Annotated in this window: 17 protein-coding genes and 1 pseudogene; 13 read left to right on the top strand and 5 right to left on the bottom strand. The window is 67.5% G+C overall.

The genetic code is table 11. The features are described 5' to 3' along the window. Positions 1 to 29: 29 nt before the first annotated feature. Together KVT39_RS23065 and KVT39_RS23060 are read right to left on the bottom strand one after the other, a co-directional pair. On the bottom strand, positions 30 to 3,113 hold the full coding sequence (locus KVT39_RS23065) for a heavy metal translocating P-type ATPase (protein ID WP_217590285.1): 3,084 nt from the start codon (positions 3,111 to 3,113) through the stop codon (positions 30 to 32). A 179-nt stretch (positions 3,114 to 3,292) separates the two neighbouring features. After that, complete coding sequence (locus KVT39_RS23060) at positions 3,293 to 3,616, bottom strand: type II toxin-antitoxin system HicB family antitoxin (RefSeq protein WP_131947964.1); 324 nt, start codon at positions 3,614 to 3,616, stop codon at positions 3,293 to 3,295. Positions 3,617 to 4,133: 517 nt separating this feature from the next. Here KVT39_RS23060 and KVT39_RS23055 point away from each other — a divergent pair. Further along, positions 4,134 to 5,570, top strand: coding sequence for a DUF1254 domain-containing protein (locus tag KVT39_RS23055; RefSeq protein ID WP_217590284.1), 1,437 nt, complete (start codon positions 4,134 to 4,136; stop codon positions 5,568 to 5,570). A 151-nt stretch (positions 5,571 to 5,721) separates the two neighbouring features. Then, a complete protein-coding gene (locus KVT39_RS23050; RefSeq protein ID WP_217590283.1) occupies positions 5,722 to 9,579 on the top strand; it encodes a DUF748 domain-containing protein in 3,858 nt (1,285 codons plus the stop codon). Positions 9,580 to 9,636: 57 nt separating this feature from the next. Here the strand turns inward: KVT39_RS23050 and KVT39_RS23045 are convergent, their stop codons facing one another. Then, a complete protein-coding gene (locus tag KVT39_RS23045; protein WP_034181647.1) occupies positions 9,637 to 9,858 on the bottom strand; it encodes a hypothetical protein in 222 nt (73 codons plus the stop codon). A 272-nt stretch (positions 9,859 to 10,130) separates the two neighbouring features. Between KVT39_RS23045 and KVT39_RS23040 the strand changes: the two genes are divergently transcribed. Beyond that, positions 10,131 to 11,807, top strand: a complete 1,677-nt coding sequence (locus KVT39_RS23040; protein ID WP_217590282.1) for an alkaline phosphatase family protein — start codon at positions 10,131 to 10,133, stop codon at positions 11,805 to 11,807. A 319-nt stretch (positions 11,808 to 12,126) separates the two neighbouring features. On the opposite strand, the gene KVT39_RS23035 is transcribed toward KVT39_RS23040, so the two are convergent. Continuing rightward, complete coding sequence (locus tag KVT39_RS23035) at positions 12,127 to 13,023, bottom strand: LysR family transcriptional regulator (RefSeq protein ID WP_217590281.1); 897 nt, start codon at positions 13,021 to 13,023, stop codon at positions 12,127 to 12,129. Between the two features lie 162 nt (positions 13,024 to 13,185). Here KVT39_RS23035 and KVT39_RS23030 point away from each other — a divergent pair, with 162 nt between their 5' ends. The 8 genes from KVT39_RS23030 (at position 13,186) to KVT39_RS38070 (ending at position 20,148) form a co-directional block, all read left to right on the top strand. After that, positions 13,186 to 14,037 carry an ABC transporter permease gene (locus tag KVT39_RS23030; protein WP_034181650.1) on the top strand — a complete coding sequence of 284 codons (852 nt, stop codon included), beginning with the start codon at positions 13,186 to 13,188 and terminating at the stop codon, positions 14,035 to 14,037. Positions 14,038 to 14,044: 7 nt separating this feature from the next. Further along, positions 14,045 to 15,076, top strand: a complete 1,032-nt coding sequence (locus KVT39_RS23025) for an ABC transporter ATP-binding protein (protein WP_034181651.1) — start codon at positions 14,045 to 14,047, stop codon at positions 15,074 to 15,076. 36 nt (positions 15,077 to 15,112) lie between these two features. Then, the gene (locus tag KVT39_RS23020; protein ID WP_217590280.1) at positions 15,113 to 16,201 is read left to right on the top strand and encodes an extracellular solute-binding protein; all 1,089 of its coding nucleotides are present in this window, start codon (positions 15,113 to 15,115) and stop codon (positions 16,199 to 16,201) included. A gap of 10 nt (positions 16,202 to 16,211) precedes the next feature. After that, on the top strand, positions 16,212 to 17,042 hold the full coding sequence (locus KVT39_RS23015) for an ABC transporter permease (protein WP_217590279.1): 831 nt from the start codon (positions 16,212 to 16,214) through the stop codon (positions 17,040 to 17,042). Further along, positions 17,020 to 17,568: a TIGR00725 family protein gene (locus KVT39_RS23010; RefSeq protein WP_217590278.1), complete on the top strand. Its 549-nt coding sequence runs from the start codon at positions 17,020 to 17,022 to the stop codon at positions 17,566 to 17,568. Before KVT39_RS23015 ends, KVT39_RS23010 begins: the two co-directional genes overlap by 23 nt. A gap of 68 nt (positions 17,569 to 17,636) precedes the next feature. Beyond that, complete coding sequence (locus KVT39_RS23005; protein ID WP_105390537.1) at positions 17,637 to 18,836, top strand: porin; 1,200 nt, start codon at positions 17,637 to 17,639, stop codon at positions 18,834 to 18,836. Between the two features lie 271 nt (positions 18,837 to 19,107). Beyond that, complete coding sequence (locus KVT39_RS23000) at positions 19,108 to 19,302, top strand: YqaE/Pmp3 family membrane protein (protein WP_175749598.1); 195 nt, start codon at positions 19,108 to 19,110, stop codon at positions 19,300 to 19,302. 213 nt (positions 19,303 to 19,515) lie between these two features. Then, positions 19,516 to 20,148 (top strand): hypothetical protein, encoded by a 633-nt coding sequence (locus KVT39_RS38070; RefSeq protein ID WP_254640618.1) that lies wholly within the window; start codon positions 19,516 to 19,518, stop codon positions 20,146 to 20,148. A gap of 62 nt (positions 20,149 to 20,210) precedes the next feature. Here KVT39_RS38070 and KVT39_RS38690 read toward each other — a convergent pair. Next, positions 20,211 to 20,258, bottom strand: a pseudogene (locus tag KVT39_RS38690) (hypothetical protein); the annotation flags it as partial. A 133-nt stretch (positions 20,259 to 20,391) separates the two neighbouring features. Here KVT39_RS38690 and KVT39_RS22985 point away from each other — a divergent pair. Both KVT39_RS22985 and KVT39_RS22980 read left to right on the top strand, forming a co-directional pair. After that, the gene (locus tag KVT39_RS22985; RefSeq protein ID WP_244099630.1) at positions 20,392 to 20,622 is read left to right on the top strand and encodes a hypothetical protein; all 231 of its coding nucleotides are present in this window, start codon (positions 20,392 to 20,394) and stop codon (positions 20,620 to 20,622) included. A 125-nt stretch (positions 20,623 to 20,747) separates the two neighbouring features. Further along, positions 20,748 to 22,681, top strand: a 1,934-nt coding sequence (locus KVT39_RS22980; RefSeq protein WP_217590277.1) for a type VI secretion system Vgr family protein, incomplete at its 3' end; no start/stop codon positions are given.

The raw sequence follows: 22,681 nt of genomic DNA, 5'->3' as shown, positions 1-22,681 counted from the left end.
CGCCCATTCGGCTAGTTCACCAGCACGCCTCAGCGCGCCCGCCCTTTCCATCTCCGCAGCAGCAGTGCGTTGGTCACGACGCTGACGCTGGAAAACGCCATCGCCGCGCCCGCGATCACCGGGTTCAGCAAGCCGAGTGCCGCGAGCGGCACGCCGACCAGGTTGTAGACGAACGCCCAGAACAGGTTCTGCTGGATCTTCCGGTACGTGCGTTTGGAGATGTCGATCGCGTCGGCGACGAGCGCCGGATCGCCGCGCATCAGCGTGATGCCGGCCGTGTGCATCGCGACGTCCGTGCCGGTCGCCATCGCGATGCCGACATCGGCCGCGGCGAGCGCGGGCGCATCGTTGATCCCGTCGCCGACCATCGCGACGATCCCGCCGTGCGTGCGCTTCAGTTCGGCGACGACGCGTGCCTTGTCGTCGGGCAACACCTGCGCATGCACTTCGCCGATGCCGAGCGACGCCGCGACGGCCGCCGCGCTGCCGCGGTTGTCGCCCGTCACGAGCACGCTCGCGACGCCTCGCGCCGACAGCGCCGCGATCGCGGCGCGGGCGCCCGGCTTCACGGTGTCGCCGAACGCGATCAGCGCGAGCAGCGCACGCGGCGCATCGGTGCGCATCAGCCACGAGATCGTGTTGCCCGCGCGTTCAAGCTCGGCCGCGCGAGCGTCGAGCGCCGGCGGCACTGCCAGGCCGAGCTCGTCGCGCCAGCGCGTGCTGCCGAGCGCGAGCAACTGCCCGCCGACACGCGCTTCCACGCCGCGTCCGGCCACCGCGCGCGCATCGGCTGCAACGGCTGGCGGTGCTGCGGCACCGCGCGCGGCCACGTCCGCATCGTGCGCGGCGACCACGGCGCGAGCGAGCGGATGGTCGCTCTGGCGCTGCACCGCCGCCGCGAGTGCGAGCGCTTCGTCGCGCGGCATGCCGACGGCTTCGAATGCCGTCACGGACGGCTTGCCTTCGGTCAGCGTGCCGGTCTTGTCGAACGCGATCACGGTGGCGCGCTGCGCGAGCTCGAGCGCCTGCGCGTCCTTGATCAGCACGCCGTGCCGGGCCGCGACGCCCGTGCCGGCCATGATCGCGGCGGGCGTCGCGAGGCCGAGCGCGCACGGGCACGCGATGACGAGCACCGCGACCGCATTGAGAATCGCGGTTTCCGTCCCGGCGCCGGCGATCAGCCAGCCGACCAGCGTCAGCAGCGCGATACCGAGGATTGCCGGTACGAACACTTCGCTGACGCGATCGACGAGCCGCTGGATCGGCGCCTTCTCGGCCTGCGCGGATTCGACGAGGCGGATGATGCGTGCGAGCGTCGTCTCTGCGCCGATCGCGGTGGTTTCGACGACGAGCGCGCCTTCGCCGTTGATCGAGCCGGCCGTGACGGCGTCGCCGTCGTCCTTCGGCACGGGCAGGCTTTCGCCGGTGATCAGCGATTCGTCGATATGCGAGCGGCCCGACACGATCCGGCCGTCGACCGGCACGCGTTCGCCGGGGCGGATGCTGACGTTCGTGCCGACGCGCACCTGCGCCAGCGGCACGTCGCGTTCGACACCGTGCTCGACGACGCGCGCACGGTCGGGACGCAGCGCGTTCAGTGCGCGGATCGCCTCGGTGGTCTGGCGCTTCGCGCGCGATTCGAGCCATTTGCCGAAGCGCACGAGCGTGACGATGACGGCCGACGCCTCGAAATACAGGTGGCCGGGATGCGCGGGATCGCGCAGCAGCATCCACAGGCTCAGCCCGTACGCGGCCGACGTGCCGAGCGCGACGAGCAGGTCCATGTTGCCGGCGCGCGCCTTCACCGCATGCCAGGCCGCACGGTAGAAGCGCGCGCCGAAGCCGAACTGCACGATCGACGCGAGCACGAGCTGGAGCCAGCCGGGCAGCATCAGGTCGATGCCGAACGGCGCGACGAGCATAGGCGCGACGAGCGGCGCGCTCAGCACGGCCGACCAGATCACGAGGTTGCGTTCGCGAACCGCTTCGCGGCGCTTGCGGGCGTCGGGATCTTGCGCGGGGCTGGCCGGTTGCGCGTCTGCGCCGGGCGTTGCATCGGCCGACGGCGCGGCGGCGAGCGATGCGCGGTAGCCGGCCGTCGTGACCGCCGCGATCAGCGTGGCGGCGTCGAGTGCGCCGGCGCCGTGCACCGACGCGCGCTCGGTTGCAAGGTTGACCGATGCGCGCGCGACGCCCGGCACGGCGGCCAGCGCCTTTTCGACGCGGCCGGCGCAGGATGCGCAGGTCATGCCGCCGATGTCGAGTTCGAGATCGGTGGAGGCGGCGGATTCTGCCGGCCGGACGGCGATGGCGGCGGCGCCGGCGGCCGGCGTCGCGCCATAGCCGGCCTGTTTTACGGCTTCGACGAGCCGCGCGGCGGAAACGTCGGCCGCGGCATCGACCGTGGCGCGTTCGGTCGCCAGGTTGACCGACGCCCGCGTGACACCCGGCACCTTCGAGAGCGCCTTTTCGACGCGCGACACACACGACGCGCAGGTCATCCCGTCGATTTCGAGTTCGATGCCGGCGGTTGCGGCAGGCATGACGGCGGCGGTGGCCGGGATGGCCGCATCGGGCGCCGTCGGCGTCGCGCCATAGCCGGCCTGCTTCACGGCTTCGACGAGCCGCGCGGCGGAAACGTCGGTCGCGGCATCGACCGTGGCGCGCTCGGTCGCCAGGTTGACCGACGCTCGCGTGACACCCGGCACCTTCGCCAGCGCCTTTTCGACGCGCGACACGCACGACGCGCAGGTCATCCCGTCTATTTCGAGTTCGATCGTGGCCGCAGCCGCAGGAAGCACAGCCGCCGAAACGGGCGGCGTTTCGTCGCGCAGCCCATGCGCCGCAGGCGCGGTCGCGACGGCTTCGACCGCCGCTTCACGTACGGCCGCACGGTAGCCGGCCTCGCCGACCGCGTCGACGAGCCGGCCGGGTTCGACCGATTCCTGCGCGGTCACCGTCGCCGTATGCGCGTCGAGATCGACCGCCGCATCGACGACGCCCGGCACGGCGGCCAGCGCGCGCTGCACGCGGCCCGTGCAGCCGCCGCAATGCATGCCGTCGACGCTCAGTTCGATGGTTTGCAGCGCTGCGGAGGCAAGTGGTTCAGTCATGTCGGATTCCCCAAAAGCGCGGTTCGTGCCGCGAATGGTCCCAGTATCAACATTCCCATGATGGGAAGGTCAAGGGGGCGACGCTTTCGATGCGCACCGGTTGTTACGGCCCGGAAAAGCCAACGCCCGGCTTCCAGACGGGCAGCCGGGCGGTCATGCATTTGCGCTCGATTGCGCGATCAGGCGCAGAGCTTGGCGCTAGCGAGACGATTCAGGCTGACGCCTTGTTCGGCGGCCTGGATCACCAGCGCGCGGTGCGCCTGCGGAGGGATGCGAACTTTGAATTCACCGCTGTAGGTTCGATCGGCGATCGGCTCGGGCACCTTCTCTCCGTTCGCGGCCATGTCGCGCACGACATTGGCGACGAGCCGGCGAATGCCGGCCAGCGCGCCTTCCGGTGTTTCGTCGAGCCATGAAAGAGACGGGAACTCCGCGCAGAGGCCGACGTGCTCCCCGTCCTCCGGGGACCACGTTACGCGGTACGTAAAGTGGTCTTGGGTCATGATTTCTGTTCCTTCAGTCGATCGATCGCGTCGAGAACCTGCCGCACCTGATACGCCTTCGCTTTCCCGCGATCATTCTGGATATTCAGTCGTGGATCGCCTTGCCACGGTGTCTTGAGGTGGCATGGCTTGAACCGGATTGGCGGGCTCGCGCCTCATTTGCTCGAGGATCTTCCATTCGCTCGCCATGACGGATGGTGTCAATAATGACGCCATCCGTTAATCCGAACCACGAGCCTCTCTGCCTCGGGATCGTTCCAGCACGTGTCGGCGTCGCTTCGATACCTCCATTTTTTTGGCGAATTGCGCGAAATGTTTCGAATTCGTCGACAGTGCGATTACCGTTCCGTCCTCTATTCGGCATATTGGGGGATGCCCTTAGGCGCTATGATACCGGCCTGATACCAGCGCCCACCGTAGCGAGACGGTCATGCGGGCAAGCTGACGTGCCTTGTTTTCGCCGTTCGCGAGTCGAACAAGGCGTTGACTGAAAAGAACGATATTCGGCCAGTAATCGATGATTGAAAACCAACGAGAATCAGTTTCTCTGCGGCGCGCGTGCGCGTCGCTGGCCATGGCGGCGTTGCTTGCGGGATGCGCATCGCAACCCGATGCGATCCAGCGGAAAACCGGCTGGATGCGCGCGGAAGTCGCCGACTCCTATATCTATGCGTATCCGCTCGTGCTGATGGACGTCGCGAAGGAAGCGGCGACGGGCGGCGACGGCGCGCAACCGGGGCAGGCGCCGCTCAACACGCTGCGCCACGCGCAGGCGCTGCCGCCGGTCGGCGCGGTCAATCCGCCGCTGCCGGGCGTCGACACGCTCGATTCGACCGGCTGGCTCGACGTCGCCGCCGAACCCGTGATCGTCACGCTGCCCGATACGCGCGGCCGCTACTGGGACGCGCGCGCGCTCGACATGTGGACGAACGTGCTGTGGTCGTCGTCGAGCGTGCCGGCGCGCGGGGCCCGCGGCGGCGCACGATCGCAAACGATTGCCTTTGCCGCGAAGGACTGGCAGGGCACGCTGCCGAAGGGCGTGCAGCGCGTCGACGTGCCGTCGGGCAATGCGTGGCTCGAAGTGCGGCTGCAGACGAGCGGCGGGCGCGATCTCACGAACGTGAAGAAGCTGCAGCGTGCGATCCGCGTGGTGCCGCTGTCCGTTTACACGGGCGCCGCGCGCGGCGCGTCGGTCGCGGTCCATGCGGGCAGCGCGCCGTCCGAGGCGGTGGGCGGCGGCACGCCGGCCGAGCAGGTGGCCGCGCTCGACCCGAAGGCGTTCTTCGCGCGCTTCGCGCAGGCGCTGCAGGACAACCCGCCGCCGGCCGACGACGCGCACGCGCAGGAATTGCTCGGCGACATCGGCGTGTCGGCCGGCTACCCGGTGCTGTGGACGGGCGACCGCCTCGCGGCCGCGACGGCGGGTGTCGCCGAGGCGCGCGCGCGGCTCGCGACGCCGCCGTCGAACCTGCTGAACGCGAACGGCTGGAGCTGGATCGGCGACACGGCCGGCAAGTACGGCCAGGATTACGCGCTGCGCGCGTACGCGGCCTACACGCAGTTCGGCGCCGCGACGCGCGACGACGAAACGCTCGCGGTCGTCCGCGTGGACAGCGACGGCCATGCGCTGAACGGCGCGAACCGCTACGTGCTGCATTTCGCGCCGGGCGCGCTGCCGCCGGCGCGCGCGTTCTGGACGCTCACGCCCTACACGACGAACGGCGCGCTGCCCGACCTCGGCGCGGCGCGCCGCTCGCTCGGCGATCGCGACCGGCTGCGCCGCAACCACGACGGCTCGATCGACATCGTCGTGTCGGCGTCGCCGGGCGGTGCGTATGCGGGCAACTGGCTGCCGGCGCCGCGCGCCGATTTCGCGCTCGCGTTGCGCCTGTACGCGCCGAAGCCGCAGGCGAGCGACGGCTCGTGGATGCCGCCCGTCGTCGTCCGGAAATGAACGGATGACCGGCGCCGTTGCCCGACCCGCGGGCGCGGCGGCGGCGCCCGACCTCCGTACCGTTATCTCCTGAGCCTATACTTTCGGGATAGCGTGCGCGGCCGCCCGGTTTTCCGGTGCGGCCCGGCATCCATTCCCGAGATATTCAAGCATGGCAAGCGCAGACAAAGAAACCGTATCCTCGACCCTCCATGCCCTCGGCGGCGTTGCACGCTCGCGCCGGACCCGGCGTATCGGCATCGGCGTACTGATCTTCCTCGTTCTATTCGGACTGCTCGGGTTCTTCGCGGCGCCGCCGCTGATCCGCCATGTCGCCGAACAGCAGTTGAGCAAGCAGCTCGACCGGCCGGCCACGATCCAGCGCATCGCGCTGAACCCGTACACGCTGAATCTCGAAGCCGACGGCATCCATCTCGGCGAGCGCGGCGGCCAGGGCGACTTCATCGACATCGGCAAGCTCGTCGTGAGGCCGTCGTGGTCGTCGCTGTTCCGCGGCGCGCCGATCGTCAACGAAATCCGCGTCGATTCGCCGCGCTTTCACATCGTCCGCTACGACGCGCAGCGCTTCAATTTCACCGACCTGATCGAGAAGTTCTCGACGCCGTCCAAACCTGAAAGCAAGCCGACGCAGTTCTCGGTGTCGAACATCCAGGTGAACGACGGCCGGATCGATTTCGACGATCGCCTGCTGAACGAAAAGCACGTCGTCGACAACTGGATGCTCGGCATTCCGTATATCGCGACGCTGGCGTCGAAGACCGACATCTTCGTCGAACCGAAGCTGCGCATGCGTTTCGACGGTAGCCCGATCGCGATCGACGGCAGGACCAAGCCGTTCGCGCAGTCGCGCGAGTCGGAGATCGCGCTGAAGTTCGACCGTCTCGACGTGCCGAAGCTGATCTCGTACGTGCCGGCGAAGCTGCCGGTGGCCGTGACGAGCGGCCTGCTGAGCAGCAACCTCACGGTCAATTTCGTGATGAGCGGCGAGAAGCCCGCGCTGCGTGTATCGGGCACCGTCGACCTGAACGACGCAAAGGTGACGGACCACGCGTCCGCACCGCTGTTCGCCGCGCGCGGCGTGCACGTCGCGGCGGCCAGCCTCGAGCCGCTGCGCAATGCGATGCACTTCGACGAGATCCGGATCGACCAGCCGGTGGTCGACCTGTCGCGCGACAAGCAGGGTGTGCTGAACGTCGAGAAGCTCGCCGCGCAACCGGGCGCCGCACCGAAGGCCGAAGCCGGCAAGCCGGCGGCGTCGGGTGCCGCAGCCGCTTCCGGAATCGCCGCCGCGGCAGCCAGCAGTGCGAAGGCAGAAACCGCCGCAGCAGCAGCCAGCGGCGCGAAGGTCGAAACTGCCGCCGCAGCAGCCAGTGGCGCGAAGGCAGAAACCACCGCCGCCGCGAAGGAGCCGCCGCCGCTCGACCTGACGATCCGTCATTTCGCGATCGACGGCGGCACGGTCAACGTCGACGACCGCGTGCCGGCGACGCCGACCGCGCTGTCGCTGACGAAGCTCGCCGCGACGCTCGACGGTTTCTCGCTGCAGGGCAAGACGCCCGCGAAGTACACGTTGTCGACGTCGCTGTCGCGCGGCGGCGACGTGACGGCCGAAGGCGCCTTCAATCTCGCGGCGAAGCAGGCCGGCACGAAGCTGACGGTCGCCGCGCTCGCGCTACCGGCGCTGCAGCCGTACCTCGGCGAGGCGACGCGCGCGCGCGTGCTCGACGGCACGCTCGGCGCGACCGTCAACGCACAGGCCGACTGGGGCAAGACGCCGCTCGCCGCGCAGGTCGCCGACAGCACGGTGAGCCTGAAATCGCTGAAGGTCGCGACGCCCGACGCGAAGGCGCCGGCGATCGTGCTGCCCGACGCGAGCGCGAAGATCACGAAGGTCGACGTCGCCGCGCGCACCGCGGAGATCGCGAGCGTCGACGCGAGCGGGCTCGCGCTCGACGTGCAGCGCCTGAAGGACGGCAAGATCGATCTCGCGGCGCTGGCCGAACCCGCGCAGGCATCGGTGCCGAAGCGCACGGTCGCGCGCAAGGCCGAGGCCGCCGCGCCGTCGTGGCACTACCGGATCGACGCGCTGAACGTGAAGGATTCGTCCGCGAACTTCACCGACCTGTCGACGCCGCGCCCGGTGAAGCTGGCGATCAAGCCGCTGGAACTGTCGGTGCAGAAGTTGAGCGACGACCTGACCAAGCCGCTGCCGGTGCAACTGAAGGCGACGCTGAACCGCAAGGGCTCGCTGAACGTCGCGGGCGACGTGACCGCGCAGCCGCTGAAGCTCGGCCTGAAGATCGACGGCAACCGCCTCGACGCGGCTGCGTTCGAGCCGTATTTCGGCAGCGTGCTGAACGCGACGGTTGCGAGCGCGCTGCTCAACGCGAAGGGCAACCTGACGTTCGCGCAGGTGAAGGACACGCCGCGCGCCACCTATCGCGGCGACGTCGCGCTCGTCGACGTGCGGATGCTCGACAAGGCGACGTCCGACCCGTTCGCGGGCTGGCGCTCGCTCGCGCTGTCGAACCTGAAGGCGAACTACGACGAGAAGGGCACCGACGTCGACGCCGCGCGCGTCACGTTCTCGAACTTCTACGGCCGCGTGCTGCTCGATGCGCAGGGGCGCCTGAACCTGAAGGACGTCGTCGCGAAGGAGTCGGGCCCCGCGCAGTCGCTGACGCGCGACGCAAGCAAGGGCGAGCCGGTGCCGCTGTCGCCGCAGGCCGCATCGGCGCCGGCCGTCGCGCAGGCAGCCTCGGCTGCACCGGCCGCGTCCGCGCCGGCGGTCGTGAAGGCCGCACAGCCGCCGCAGCACCCGGTGCGAATGCATTTCGGCGAACTGTTGCTGCAGAACGGCCGCGTCACGTACACCGACAACTTCATCAAGCCGAACTACACGGCGAACCTGATCGCGATCAAGGGCACGGTCGGCGCGTTCGGCACGGATTCGACGACGTCCGCGCCGGTCGATGTCGCCGCGAACCTGGCGGGCAACGGACCGATCTCGATCAAGGGCTCGGTGAACCCGCTGATCGAGAAACCCGCGCTCGACCTCACGGCGACCGCGCACGACATCGAGCTGACCAACCTGACGCCGTATTCGGCGAAGTACGCCGGCTATCCGATCACGAAGGGCAAGCTCAACGTCGACCTGCACTACCAGCTCGCGAACGACCAGTTGACGGCGAACAACCACATCTTCATCGACCAGCTCACGTTCGGCGACCACGTCGAAAACGACACGGCGACGAAGCTGCCGGTGAAGCTCGCGATCTCGCTGCTGAAGAACACGCGCGGCCAGATCGACGTGAACCTGCCGGTGTCGGGTTCGCTGTCGAATCCGGAGTTCAGCATCGGCGGGCTGATCTGGCACGCGGTGCTGAACCTGATCGCGAAGGCCGTCACGTCGCCGTTCACGCTGCTCGCGAATGCGTTCGGCGGCAGCGGCGAGGATCTCGGCTACGTCGAGTTCGCGCCGGGCACGTACGCGCTGACCGATGCGCAGCAGCAGAAGCTCGACACCGTCGTGAAGATGCTGACCGAGAAGCCATCGATCCGCCTCGACCTGATCGGCCGCGTCGATCCGGCGAAGGACACGCCGGGGCTGCGCGACGCGTATGTCGACCGGCTGGTTCGCCAGCAGAAGCTGAAGGACGTGGTCGGCCAGGGCGAGAGCATCGATCCGATGTCGGTGAAGGTCGAGCCGGCCGAATATTCCAAATACCTGACGCGCGCGTACAAGGCCGCCGACTTCAAGAAGCCGCGCAACCTGGTCGGCCTGCAGAAGACGCTGCCCGATGCGGACATGAAGCAGGCGCTGGCCGATCACGCACCGGCCGACGACAACGCGCTGCGTGCGCTCGCGCAGCAGCGCGCGCAGGCCGTGCGCCAGTACCTCGAAGGAAAGATCGATTCGAGCCGCGTGTTCGTCGTCGCACCGAAGCTCGATGCGAAGGGCATCGAGGACAAGGGCGCGACGACCCGCGTCGACTTCGGGCTCCAGTAAGCCGTCGCTTCATCCGCTGCCGCCGCGTCCGCACAAGCCGGGCGCGGCGGCTTTTTTTCAGCGCGCGACGATCGCCGGTTCGCGCTTGTCCAGTTCCTTCCTCGCGGCCAGCGGCAGACGCGCGTCGTCCCACTGCGTCAGCCATTCGACTTCCTTCGCGGTGAATACCTGTCCGTAGTTGCGCAGCGCGTACTGCAGCGCGTCGACGACGTGATGGCGAATGATTTCGGGGGTGCGTGCATCGTCCAGCACGAACCGGAGAGCTTCCAGGGTCGACATAGTCGTGCTCCGGGTCAGGGAAAACCCTTTATCACACGCCAATAGTCGCGGGCCAAGCCGAAAAAAAAATCCGGCCGCGCACGCCGGCGCACGGAGCGGACCTGCGTTGCGCGACGCGCAACCGCATTGCGACCGCTTCATGTCACTTGCGTTTGGTTACGTTTGACAGAGAACAGAAAGCCCCGCTTCATCCGACCGCCGCACGATCCGGCGATATTTTGCGCGCCTGATGGCAAGTCACGCAGTTCAACATCAATCGACGAGGTGGGGTGATGATTTCGTTCTTCGGTAAGCAGCGGAAGATGGCCGCGATGGTGGCGGGCGCGCTGGCGCTCGCAAGCATGGGCGCGTACGCGGCGCAGCAGGACGGCGACAGTCAGGGCGGGAACGACGGCCACGCGCGCCGCGTCGTGAAGCACGTGCTGCTGATCAGCGTCGACGGCCTGCACGAGCAGGATCTCGCGCGCTGTATCGGCGCGAACACGTGTCCGAACATCGCGGTGCTCGCCAAGAGCGGCGTGACGTACAAGAATGCGTACACGCCCGGCCTGTCGGACTCGTTCCCGGGCCTCGCGGCGCTCGTGACGGGCGGCTCGCCGAAGACGGCCGGCCTGTTCTACGACGTGTCGTACGACCGCAACCTGTATGCGCCGAGCGACACGACGTGCTCGGGCAAGCAGGGCTGGAACGTCGTGTTCGACGAAACGACCGGCATCGACGCGATCAACGGCGGCCAGCTCGTGCACCTCGACGGCGGCGGCGCGTTCAACCCGCAGGCGATCCCGCATGCGCGCGTGGGCGGCCAGTGCGTGCCGGTCTATCCGCACAACTACCTGAAGACCAACACGGTGTTCGAGGCCGTGAAGGCCGGCGTGCCGAATGCGCACACCGCGTGGGCCGACAAGCACGCGTGGGGCTACGACTGGCTGAACGGCCCGTCAGGCACCGGCGTCGACGATCTGATGCGCACCGAGATCAACTCGATCGACCCGGCGACGAACACCGCGTACACGGACGTCTACTCGCACACCGCGCGCTTCGACAACCTGCACGTGCAGGCGCTGATCAACCAGATCGAAGGCCGCGATTCGACGGGCACCAAGAGCGCGCCGGTGCCGACGCTGTTCGGCGCCAACTTCCAGACGCTGAGCGTCGCGCAGAAGTCGCCGGTCGCGAAGGGCGGCGGGTATCTCGATGCGGATTTCACGCCGAACGGTCAGGTCGCGAATGCGATCACGTATGTCGACAACTCGATCGGCCATGTCGTCGCGGCGCTGAAGCAGGCCAACCTGTACACGTCGACGGCCGTGATCGTCACGGCGAAGCACGGCCAGTCGCCGACCGACCGCACGAAGCTCGTGAAGAACGGCGATACGCTGACGAAGCTGCTCGAAGCGAACAACTACCTCGACCCGAACGGCAACTTCGGCCAGAACAACACGTCGACGGGCAACCTGAACGACGGGTCGGGCCTGGTCGGCACGGGCTTCGTGCAGACCGACGACGTCGGCCTGATCTGGCTGCGCGACCGCAGCCAGCGCACGGCCGTCGTGCAGACGCTGAAGGCGAACCTCGGCTGCAACGCGCCGGGGATCTGCGCGGACGGCTCGCAGGCCTACATCCTGTACGGCGCGGCGCTCGCCGACCGCTTCGGCGATCCGGCCAACGGCCGTACGCCGGACATCATCGTCCAGCCGAATCCGGGCGTGATCTATACGTCGAGCACGAAGAAGGACGAGGAGCACGGCGGCAACGCGCCGGACGACAGCCACCTCGGCCTGCTCGTGTCGTACCCGGGCATCCATCGCGCGCGCACCGTGAACGATCTGGTCGGCACGAAGCAGGTCGCGCCGACGATCCTCGAACTGCTCGGCGCCGATCCGCGCCTGCTGCATGCGGTCGTGGCCGAGAACACGCGCGTGCTGCCGGGGCTCGGTATCGGGCGTTGAGCGTGACGGGCGGCGTGGCGCTGCGCTTCCGGCGCCGCCGTGCCGCCGTGCCGCCCGAGCCTGCCGGGATTGCCGCCTGGGCTTGCCCGGCTCCAGCCGCCTGAGCCTGTCCGGCCATGCCGCCCGGGCTTGCCCAGTCCCATGCCGTCCGAGCTTGTCCGGCTACGCCGCCCGGGCTTGCCCGGCTCCAGCCGCCCGAGCCTGTCCGGCCATGCCGCCCGGGCTTGCCCGGTCCAATGCCGTCCGAGCCTGTCCGGCTACGCCGCCCGGGCTTGCCCGGCTCCAGCCGCCCGAGCCTGTCCGGCCATGCCGGACAGGCTCATCCGTTCGCGCATTCGTCGAGCATCCATTCCCTGAAGCGCCGCAACGCAGCGCTCGTCTCCAGGCGCTCCGGCGCGTAGCACAGGTAGTGCCCTTGCGCGTCGACGTCGACGGAGGCGTCGAACGGTTCGACGAGCGCGCCGGTCGCGAGCGTGTCGACGATCAGGAAACGCGGCACGAGCGCGAGCCCGAGCCCGGCCTGCGCGGCCTGGATCAACACCGAATACTGTTCGAAGCGCGGCCCCGACAGCGCGTTCATGTGTGCCGCGCGATGGCGCTCCGCCCACATCGACCACGCGATCTCCGCCTGCTCGTGCACCAGCCGCGGCGCGGATGCCGCGTCGGCCGGCTTGCGCAGCGCATGCCGCGCCGCGAATTCACGGGAACAGACCGGCACGAACGTCCGGCCGTCCAGGTAATCGCAGCGCACGCCTTCCCATGCGCCGTCGCCATAGCGGATCGCCGCGTCGAGTCCGAACGGAAACACGTCGCCGTGGGCCAGATGGCGGCGAAAACTCAGCGTGACACCCGGCGCGACGGCCAGGAAGCGCGCGAGCCGCGGCACCAGCCACTTCGTCGTGAAGGTCGGCACGCTCGCGATCGTCAGCAGATCGCTGTTCTCGCGCGCGCTCAGCAATTCGATCGACGCGTTGCCGATCTCGCGCAGCGGGCCGATCACGCGCGCGTGATAGACCTGCCCGGCCCGCGTGAGCGTGAGATTGCGCCCCTCGCGCACGAACAGCTTGACGCCGAACAGCGCCTCGAGATTCGCGATCTGCCGGCTGACCGCGCTCGGCGTCAGGCCGAGCTCGCGGGCCGCATACGAGAAATTCAGGTACTTCACGGAACTCGCGAACGCGTGCAGCTCCGCGATGTTGGGAAACAGGTGCTTCACGGCGAACTATTCCTTGCGCGCACAGATCGATGCGGGCGTTGTACGTTTTTTTCATGACGATGCCATGTCGGATCCGCACACTGCGTCCGTCACGACAACGCATGTCGGCCCTGTCCGGCGGGCGTTGCGTGACCCATTCCGTATCCGCCAGCGAGTTTCGCCATGCATCCGCCATCCGCTCCGGCCCTTGCCGAAGCTATTCCGATTCGTCGTAACAAACGGCCGCGCGCGTTGGCGGGACGCCTGCTGCTGCAGGCATTCGTCGCGGCCTTCGCGCTGTACCTCGCGTTGCCGATCGCGCTGCTGCTGATCGGCTCGGTCGGCCAGTCGTGGACGAACACGCTGCTGCCGTCCGGCATCACGTCGCACTGGTTTGCGGATCTGGCCGCGAACCGCAGCTTTACCCGCGCATTCGGCGTGAGCCTCGTCGTTGCGCTCGCCTGCTGTGCGATCAATGCCGTGCTGGCGCTGCCGCTCGCGTATGCGCTGCATCACCGCGCACTGGCCGGCCGCGGCTTCGCGGCGCGCGTCGTGATGCTGATGCCGATCGCGGTGCCGGCGCTGACGCTCGGGTTCGGCTATATCGCGATCTTCAGCGGCGATGCGCTGCCGTGGCTCGGCACGCTGCCGCTGATGATCGCCGCGCACGCGGTGCTGACGCTTCCGTACTTGCTGCAGACGCTACTGAGCGACCTGCGCCACCTGGGGCTCGCCCATCTCGAGGCGTGTGCGGCGACGCTCGGCGCGACGCCGCTACGCCAGTTCTTCACGATCGTGGTGCCGAACCTGCGGCACAGCCTGTTTTCCGGCCTCGTGATGGTCGCCGCGCTGTCGATCGGCGAATTCCAGATCTCGAACCTGATCGCGGGTTTCCGCTATCGCAACTATCCGATCGTGCTGCTGCAGGCGTTCTACGGCGCGTCGGGGATGGCTTGCGCGGCGACCGTCGTGCTGCTCGTCCTCGCCGTGCTCGCGACGCTCGCCTCCGTCTTCACCGTGCAACGCCTGAAGTGAAACCGTCATGAGTCTCGATTTCGAAAACGTCAGCTTTCAGTATCCGGGCGCCCGTCACGGCGTCGACGCGGTCACGTTGTCCGCGGCCCAGGGCGAACTGCTCGCCGTGATGGGCCGCAGCGGCTCCGGCAAATCGACGCTGCTGCGCCTCGCCGCCGGGCTGCTCGACGGCTACCGCGGACGCATCGCGATCGTCGGCCGCGACATGGCCGGCGTGCCGGTGTGGCAGCGCGAGATCGGGATGGTGTTCCAGCACTACGCGCTGTTTCCGAACCTGTCGGTCGTCGACAACGTCGGCTATGGCCTGAAGATGCGCGGCATGACGGCGGCACTGCGCCGCCGCCGCGCGCTCGAGATGCTCGAACGCGTCGGCCTCGCGGCGCAGGCCGACCGCAGTACGGCGCTGCTGTCCGGCGGCCAGCAGCAGCGCGTCGCGTTGGCCCGCGCACTCGTGATTGAACCGAAGCTGCTGTTGCTCGACGAGCCGCTCGCCGCGCTCGATGCCGGCATTCGCCACCAGTTGCGCGACGAGATCCGCGCGCTGCAGCGCGCGTGCGGCGCGACGACGCTGCTCGTCACGCACGACCAGGACGAGGCGCTCAGCATGGCCGATCGCGTGGCGATCGTCGACGGCGGACGCATGTTGCAGGCCGGCACCCCGCGCGACCTGTACGAGCGTCCGGCGACCGCGCAGGTCGCCCGCTTCGTCGGCCATTCGACGCTGCTGCGCGGCCGCGTGCTCGCGCACGGCGCGGTCGACGTGCGGTTTACCACGCTGTGCGCGGATACGGGCGCGCATCGGCCGGGCGACACGGTCGATGTGCTGGTCCGGCCGGAACACCTGCAGCCGGATCCGCCCGAATACGTCGCGAACCGCATCGACGGCCGGGTCGGCGAGGTGCGCTATTTCGGCGCGACGCAGCGCTTCGACTTCGTGCCGGCCGGTGCGACCGACGCGCTGCTCGGCGAAGGGCGCGAGCTTCCGGCGCGCTGCGTGTCGATCGAGCCGCGCCACCTGCTCGTGCTGCCCGCCGCGTAAGTGCGGGCGACCCTATTCATTCAACGGAGAATCACGATGTCTGCACGCCGCCACTTCCTTCTTGCAACGCGCCGCCGCCTGCTGGCGCTCTGCGCGTTCGCGACCCTCGCGCCGGCGCTGGCCCATGCCGCGCCGCTGTATCCCGGCGAGGACGCGTTGTACGAGAAGGCCGCCGACGAAGGGCTCGTCGTGTCGTTCGATACGGGCCCGGAATGGGCGAACTGGAAATCGCTGTTCGCCGAATTCCGCAAGCGCTACCCGAAGGTCGAGATCACGTACAACGACATCGGCTCGGCGGCAACGGTCGTCGCGCTCGACAAGTCGCGACGTCGTCCGCAGGCCGACACCGCGTATTACTTCGCGGCGTCGGCGCTCGATGCGACGGCCAAGGACGTCGTCGCGCCGTTCAAGCCGGTCAATTTCGACAAGCTGCCGCCGGTGTTCCGCGCGGCCGACGGCCGCTGGTTCGCCGTGCACTCGCTGAACATCGCGCTGCTCGTCAACCGGAAGCTCGTGAAGAATGTGCCGCAGCGCTGGTCCGACCTGCTGAAGCCCGAATATCGCAATGCGGTCGTCTATCTCGACCCGCGCTCGACCGGGCAGGGGCAGGTCGCCGTGTTCGCCGCCGCCTATGCGAACGGCGGCAGCGTCGACAACCCGAAGCCGGGCGCGGATTTCTTCGGCAAGCTGAAGCAGGCGGGCAACGTGCTGCGCGTCGAGGGGACGACGCCGTACGCGAAGTTCGTCAAGGGCGAGATTCCGATCCTGATCGGCTACGAGAACGACGGGCTCAAGGCCAAGTACACGGACGGCATGGGCGACGCGGCCGACGTCGTGATTCCGCACGACGGTAGCGTATCGGCGCCGTACGCGATGAGTCTCGTGAAGAACGGCCCGAACCCGGCCGCGGCGCAGTTGTGGCTCAACCTCGTGATGAGCGATGTCGGCCAGGCGCTGTTCGCGCAGGGCTACGTGCGCCCGGCCGTGCCCGGCACGCCGGTTGCGCAGGAGGTTGCCGCGAAGCTGCCGAATGCGCCGCAGGTGCGTCCGCTCGACGTCGCGAAGGCCGCGACGCGCAAGGCCGAGGTCGACCAGCTCTGGTCGCAGGCCACGCTCGGCAAGTAAGGGGAACGGGATGCGGGTCTCGTCCATGCAGCGCGGCGTCCTGCGCCGCTACGGCGCGGTGCCGGCGGCCGGGCTGTTCGCGGTGTGCTTCGCGCTGCCGCTCGCCGCGCTCGTCGGCGCAGCGTTCGACGGCGGCGGTCGTGCGTTTGCCGCGGTATTCGGCGATCCGCTCGTCGTCGACGCCATCGTGCGTTCGCTGGCGCTCGCGATCGGCGCCGGCACGCTGTCCGTCGCGGTCGGCGTGCCGGTCGCGTTCGTGCTGGCCGGGCAGTCGCCGGCGCGCCGCCGCTGGTCGCTCGCGCTGCTCGGCGTGCCGCTGGCGTTCTCCGGCCTCGTGATCGCGTACGGCTTCATCCTCGTGTTCGGCCGCGCCGGTTTCGTGACCACGCTGCTGGCGTCGCTCGGCGCGGACCCGACCGTGGTCGGCGGCGCGATCTACACGATGCCGGGGCTCGCTTTCGCGTACGCGTACTACCTGATCCCGCGCGTCGCGCTGATCCTCTACCCGGCGCTCGCGAATCTCGACCGGCGGCCACTCGAGGCGGCGCTGACGCTCGGCGCACGGCCGTGGCGCGCGTGGTTCGACGTCGCGTGGCGCGAGCTATGGCCGTCGATCGCGTCGGCGTGGTGCCTCGTCAGCGCGATCGCGCTCGGCACATACGGCACGGCGCTCGCGCTGGCCGGCACGCAGATCAACATCCTGCCGCTGCTGATGTACCTGAAGCTGTCCGACGGACAGACCGATTTCTCGCAGGCCGCCGTGCTGTCGATCGTGCTGACGGCGCTCTGCACCTGCGTTCTTGCATTGGGGGAAGGACTTGCACGGCAACGACATCATTGAATGGTCGAACCAGGCGCGCGACGCGCTGGAGCAACTCGCGCAACGGCAGCGCGGCGCGACCCGGCACCGGATGCCGGTCGGCGTGATCGGCCCGCGCGATGCGACGGACGCCCAGCTTGCCATCGCCGAGCGAATCGCGCACGGGCTCGCGGCGGCGGGCGTCGCGATCGTCGGCGGCGGCAAGCAGGGCGTGATGGAGGCGGCCGCGCGCGGTGCGCATGCGGCAGGCGGCTGTGCGATCGGGCTGCTGCCCGAGGACGATGCGCAGCACGCGAATCCGTACCTGACCGTCGCGCTGCCCACCGGGCTCGGCATCACGCGCAACGCGCTGATCGCTCGCGCGTCGCTGTGCCTGATCGCGGTTGGCGGCGGGCTGGGCACGTTGTCCGAGATCGCGCTCGGGCTGCAATGGGGCAAGCCGGTGTTCACGATTTGCGACGCGCCGCAGGTGGCGGGCGTCGAGTACTTCGACGAAGCGGACCTGCTCGTCGCGCGGGTCGCGCAGTGGCTGTCCGGTTCGGCGTAGGTCGGCATTCCGGGTAACCGGATGCATCGTTTCGGGTGGTATCGATTTAGTAAATAGGAATCCTCTACATGAAGAAGATCACTTTTGCGCTTTGCGTTGCCGGCGGCCTCTGCACGGCGGCGCATGCGCAAGGCACCGTCGCGCTCTACGGGATCGTCGACGCGGGTTTGGGGTACACGAGCAACCAGCGCGTCGCGACGAGCAAGGGGTCGCTCGGTTCGCCGGTCGCGTATCGCGGCGCGTCGAGCTACAGCTTCGCGAGCGGCACGTGGTCCGGCAGCCGCTGGGGGCTGAAGGGCAAGGAAGATCTCGGCGACGGGCTCGCGGCCGTCTTCCAGCTCGAGAGCGGCTTCAACATCGGCACCGGGCAGCTCGGCCAGGGCGGGCGGATGTTCGGCCGCCAGGCGTGGATGGGGCTGTCGAGCACGCGCTACGGTACGTTGACGATGGGCCGCCAGTACGATCCGATCGTCGATTTCGTCGGCTCGATCGGGCCGGGTTCGTTCCTGACCGGCATGGGTGCGCATCCGGGCGATCTCGACAACATCGACAACCAGTCGCGCGAGAACAATTCGGTCAAGTACGTGAGCCCGTCGTTCGGCGGCTTCACGTTCGGCGGGCTGTACGGCTTCGGCAACCAGGCGGGCAGCGCGAAGAACCAGAACACGTGGAGCGTCGGCGGCCAGTACGTGAACGGGCCGTTCGCGATCGGCGCGGCCTACCTGTATGCGACCAACGCATTCGGCGCGAACGGCGGCGCATGGACCGGCTCGTACGACGGCACGTTCGGGTCGTCGATCAACGAGGGTTTTGCGTCGTCGAAGAGCATGCAGATCGTCGCGGCCGCGTCGACCTACCAGATCGGCGCGGTGACGCTCGGCCTGTCGTACAGCAACACGCAGTATCGGGCGGGCGCGTTCTCGACGTTCCGGGGCAACGCGACCTACAACTCGGTCGGCGGCACGGCGTCGTGGCAGGTGTCGCCGGCGCTGCGCGTCGCGGCCGGCTACGACTTCACGCGCGGCAGCTCGGTCGGCGGTGAAGCCGCGCCGAAGTATCACCAGTTGAACCTGGCGTCGTACTACTACCTGTCGAAGCGGACCGCGCTCTACGGTCTCGTCGGCTACCAGAAGGCGAGCGGCAAGACGCTCGACCCGTACGGCAATGTCGTCGCCGCGACGGCGTCGGTCGGCGACGTCGGCAACGGCATCTCGTCAGCGGGCAACACGCAGACGCTCGTGCGGATCGGCATGCGGCATACGTTCTGATCGCGGCGCGGCACTTTCTCCAGCGACTTTGACGCGGCCCTTGTGTGATGCGGGGCCGTTTTTTGACGAATGGGCGAAGCAGAGCGTTTCGGGCGACCGATGGGAGCCGCAATGCGTTGGCGCGCCCACACGGGGTTCGCGTGATGTCTGCGGATCGCGAGACGTCAAATGTCGGCAGACGCGCGGATTGCGTGAGTGAGCTTGATTTCGACGGGGCGCAGCGCCATATTGACCGGGCACAATCTTCAACAATGCAAGAAGAGGATTTCTCATGCGTCTGACTCTCGCCCTGCTGGTACCGTGGCTGCAGTTCTTCACGATCGGCCGCCCGGTCGCCGGCCTGATCTGCCTGATTCTGCAACTGACGCTGATCGGCTGGATCCCCGCCGCGATCTGGTCGGTTTACGCGCTGAGTCAGTACAAGACGGATCGCAAGATCGAGGAAGCGTTGGGCGGCCGCCGCTGAGCGGGCCGGATTCGCGATGCCGTGCTTCCCGGCGTCATTCTATTTCGGCGGATTTCTATATGGATCAGACGGATGAACTGACATGATTTGTATAGATTTCCAGCGAAATAAACGGTTCGGCCTTGACCCTGATGGACGTGCACACGCACCTGCGGCCGGACATTGCACGGCTTGCCGACGAAACGGCCCGACTCTGATTCGGCCGAAGATACGATGGACAAGCGCTACGATACGCTCTCGCTTCCCGATCAACTGGCACTGCGGCGGCAGGCGATCGAGGACGTTCTTTCGCATCCCGAATGGACGCTGCAGGAATCCGTCTGTCATCTCAAACGCACGATGCGGCTGACCAGCGCGGAAATGGCGAAGCTCGCGGGCGTATCGACGAAAACGATGCAGGATACCGAGCAGGGGCGCAGCGATGGCACTGTGCAGACGATGAACCGCATCTTCGGCAGGCTGGGGTTGAAGCTCGGCGTGGTGCGTCGGGCGTCGCAGCGGCTGCCGTCGTCGTCAGGCCCGGCTCGGCTCTGCTCGTCCGAGTCCGTCGCGAGCGACGAGCCGCCCGTTCGCGATCTCGTCCTGCATGACCGCGCGCGGCGCGAGACAGACGCCGAGCCCGCTCTTTGCTGCCCAGATCAACAGGAAGAACTCGTCGTAGAACGGACCGCGCAATGTCTCCGTGACGGTCGCGCCCGCCTGGTGGAACCAGTATGCGGCGGTAACCATCCACGTGCGAACGACGCGGACGTATCGACATGGATCGGCTGGCCACTGGGGCCGTCGAACATTTGCCTGGTCGCCTGCGCAAGTCGCTCGAGGCAACTCGCGATATCGACGAGATAATGCTGCGCGCGCGGCGTCAGCCGCAGCGAACGTCCGTTGCGCTCCAACAGCTTCTGGCCGAAGAACGTTTCGAGCACGCGGATCTGCTGCGCGACCGCGCTCTGGGTCACGTTCGGCTCCTCGGCGGCGAGGGTCAGGTTTGGCAGGCGTCCGGCAGGTCGAAGCTGCGCAGCGCGTTACGTGTCGAGCCTGCCTCCCGACGCCGCACGAATTGCGCGGGCTCATTGGCGTATCGGGAACAGCATGTACTGGGTACTGGACATGGCCTTCGGTGAAGATCAATGCGGGGTTCGCGTCGACAACGCCGCCCAGAACTTTGAGATCCTGCGCCGCATCTGCCTGACCCTGCTCAAAGTGGATACGACTACGAAGGCCGGTATCAAGAATCGACGGCTCAAAGCGGGCGTCAATGACGCTACCGTGCCGCCGTTCTCCGTTTGTGACATTTCATGCGATTGCCCGGCTTCTCGTTAAAAACTCCGCCAGATTCTGACTTGTCTGATCGACTGCGTTGAGGGCATTTGATACCGTTGCCCGAGGCAATACAACACGACTCCAAAACTGCCGGGCATTTTGCCCGATCTGATCCTGCAATGGCCATGCAGACGACTATCGAAACCATCCTGAAGCACCCGAGCGCGAGGCTTCGGCAGCTATTACGCCTGAAGGTCGCGACTACAACTCCGACGCCGGTTTCTGTCGTGAGCAGCAAGTTCTCCGCGGCATTCAACGAGCCGTTTCGATTGAGTGTCGTGGTCACGTCGGCAGACAGGCAGATCGATGGGGCGCAATGGGTCGGTCGGCGCGCGACGTTCGGAATCGAAGAAGAAGCGTCGATCCCGTCAGCTCCGGGGCTGGTCGACCCCACCGTGTCGCCGGAACTCATCGTGCATGGTGTCGTGACGCTCTGGCGGCGCATCAAGGTGACCCGCGACGAGGCGACCTACAAGCTGCGCATCGAGCCACGAATTGCGCTGTACGACAAGGTGCATGATTCCGGCGTGTTCCGGGACAAGTCGGTCAAGGATCTGATCTCGGAATTGTTCGTTGACCGCCAGAACATCTATCCATTCGATATCGAGTTGAAGCTCGAGGAGGCGCGCGAGAAGTTCGAGCAGACGGTCATGTACGAGGAGTCGATCCTCAACTTCATCAGCCGACATTGTCGTCGCGCCGGAATTTTCTGGTACTTCAGGCACGCAGTGGAAGGCGACAGGACCCGCCGCGATACGCTCGTGTTCGGTGACAATCCACGCGCCTATGTGCGTTCGCTTGAGGTGCCGTACTTGCCATGTTCGGGGCTGAGCAACAACTGGGGTAAGGAAATCCTGAGTATCGAAGCGGTGCGTGAGCTAGTGCCGGCTTCCGTTCAGCTCTGGGAGCGCGATTACCGCTTGCCCGATGATCCGCTCGAGGCGGCCGCCGATATTGCGCGAGAGGACCGGTCTGTGTACGGGAGCATCAACCGCAGCACCGAGCACCACCGCAACGCCGACGTCGGCAAGATGCTCTCCACCGCCCGGCGGGAGGAGCAGGTTGCCCGGCAGATCACCTTCAGGGGCACCAGCAACATCGCCGGCCTGATGCCGGGAACCGTGTTGCAACTGACGAACCATAAGGTGTCGGAGGCACCTTATGGCCTCGTCATCACGAAAGTCGTAACGCGGGCGAGCCGCACCGAGCCCGCATTCAACGAATTCGAGGCGACGCCCGCGCATCTGACCTGGCGGCCCGAATATACTCCGGCCAAACATTGGCGTTGGGTGACGGGCACCATCCCGGGCGTGATCGTTTCGAACGGCGAGAGTCCCTATGCGCCGCTGGACGATCATGGCCGCTATCCGGTGCGGCCGCAATTTCTGCGCAAGTCGAGCGCGCACGGTACGGACCTGCTGGCGCTGAGATTGATGAAGCCGTCGGCCTCGTATCGGGGTGGCTTTCATGCACCACTCATACCGGACACGTGGGTCGAGTTGCAATGCACGCATGGCGACGTCGATCGGATGTACATCGCCGGCGCCATGAACGACTTTTCGCATCCAGACCCGGTTCACGGTCTCTCGGGCTGGGACAGCCGGGCCGTCTGGCGGTCTCCGCTGCTCGGCGCTGACATCCGCCTCGAAGACCGCAAGGGGCAGGAGGGCGGCAAATTCGCGACGGTCTACATGAAGTCGTCGGTCAGCCTCGGCTACCTTGTCGACAGTCAAAAGCGCAAGCGTGGAGAAGGCTTCGAAGCCTGGACCCTCGGGCATTCGGTCATTCGCGGCGTTCGCGGTGTTTTCCTGTCTGCCGACAGGCAGACTGATCCGAATGCGCTGCATCTTGAGATGCAGCCTGCAAAGCGACGGCTCGAAGCCGCGCTGTCACAGATGGAAAAGCTGTCTGAACTCGCGAGTGCCGCTCACGCTTTTGCCGCCGACATTGATCGTCAGCGGCAGTTGCTGGCCGAGCGGCTTGACGAACTCAAGGAGGCCGTGCTGCTTGCGAGTGCCCCTGAAGGCATGGCGTTTACCAGCGGATCGCACTTGCAGCT

Source organism: Burkholderia sp. GbtcB21, assembly GCF_019091065.1.
GTDB lineage: Bacteria > Pseudomonadota > Gammaproteobacteria > Burkholderiales > Burkholderiaceae > Burkholderia > Burkholderia pyrrocinia_C.
The sequence above is the reverse complement of the archived record's forward strand: the minus strand, read 5'-3'. Positions and strand labels throughout refer to the sequence as shown.

What these genes read in the sequence shown, in the direction of transcription:
- KVT39_RS23065 (WP_217590285.1), bottom strand. Translation starts at nt 3,113, where the DNA reads ATGACTGAACCACTTGCCTCCGCAGCGCTGCAAACCATCGAACTGAGC.
- KVT39_RS23060 (WP_131947964.1), bottom strand. Translation starts at nt 3,616, where the DNA reads ATGACCCAAGACCACTTTACGTACCGCGTAACGTGGTCCCCGGAGGAC.
- KVT39_RS23055 (WP_217590284.1), top strand. Translation starts at nt 4,134, where the DNA reads ATGATTGAAAACCAACGAGAATCAGTTTCTCTGCGGCGCGCGTGCGCG.
- KVT39_RS23050 (WP_217590283.1), top strand. Translation starts at nt 5,722, where the DNA reads ATGGCAAGCGCAGACAAAGAAACCGTATCCTCGACCCTCCATGCCCTC.
- KVT39_RS23045 (WP_034181647.1), bottom strand. Translation starts at nt 9,858, where the DNA reads ATGTCGACCCTGGAAGCTCTCCGGTTCGTGCTGGACGATGCACGCACC.
- KVT39_RS23040 (WP_217590282.1), top strand. Translation starts at nt 10,131, where the DNA reads ATGATTTCGTTCTTCGGTAAGCAGCGGAAGATGGCCGCGATGGTGGCG.
- KVT39_RS23030 (WP_034181650.1), top strand. Translation starts at nt 13,186, where the DNA reads ATGCATCCGCCATCCGCTCCGGCCCTTGCCGAAGCTATTCCGATTCGT.
- KVT39_RS23025 (WP_034181651.1), top strand. Translation starts at nt 14,045, where the DNA reads ATGAGTCTCGATTTCGAAAACGTCAGCTTTCAGTATCCGGGCGCCCGT.
- KVT39_RS23020 (WP_217590280.1), top strand. Translation starts at nt 15,113, where the DNA reads ATGTCTGCACGCCGCCACTTCCTTCTTGCAACGCGCCGCCGCCTGCTG.
- KVT39_RS23015 (WP_217590279.1), top strand. Translation starts at nt 16,212, where the DNA reads ATGCGGGTCTCGTCCATGCAGCGCGGCGTCCTGCGCCGCTACGGCGCG.
- KVT39_RS23005 (WP_105390537.1), top strand. Translation starts at nt 17,637, where the DNA reads ATGAAGAAGATCACTTTTGCGCTTTGCGTTGCCGGCGGCCTCTGCACG.
- KVT39_RS23000 (WP_175749598.1), top strand. Translation starts at nt 19,108, where the DNA reads ATGCGTCTGACTCTCGCCCTGCTGGTACCGTGGCTGCAGTTCTTCACG.
- KVT39_RS38070 (WP_254640618.1), top strand. Translation starts at nt 19,516, where the DNA reads ATGGACAAGCGCTACGATACGCTCTCGCTTCCCGATCAACTGGCACTG.
- KVT39_RS22985 (WP_244099630.1), top strand. Translation starts at nt 20,392, where the DNA reads ATGTACTGGGTACTGGACATGGCCTTCGGTGAAGATCAATGCGGGGTT.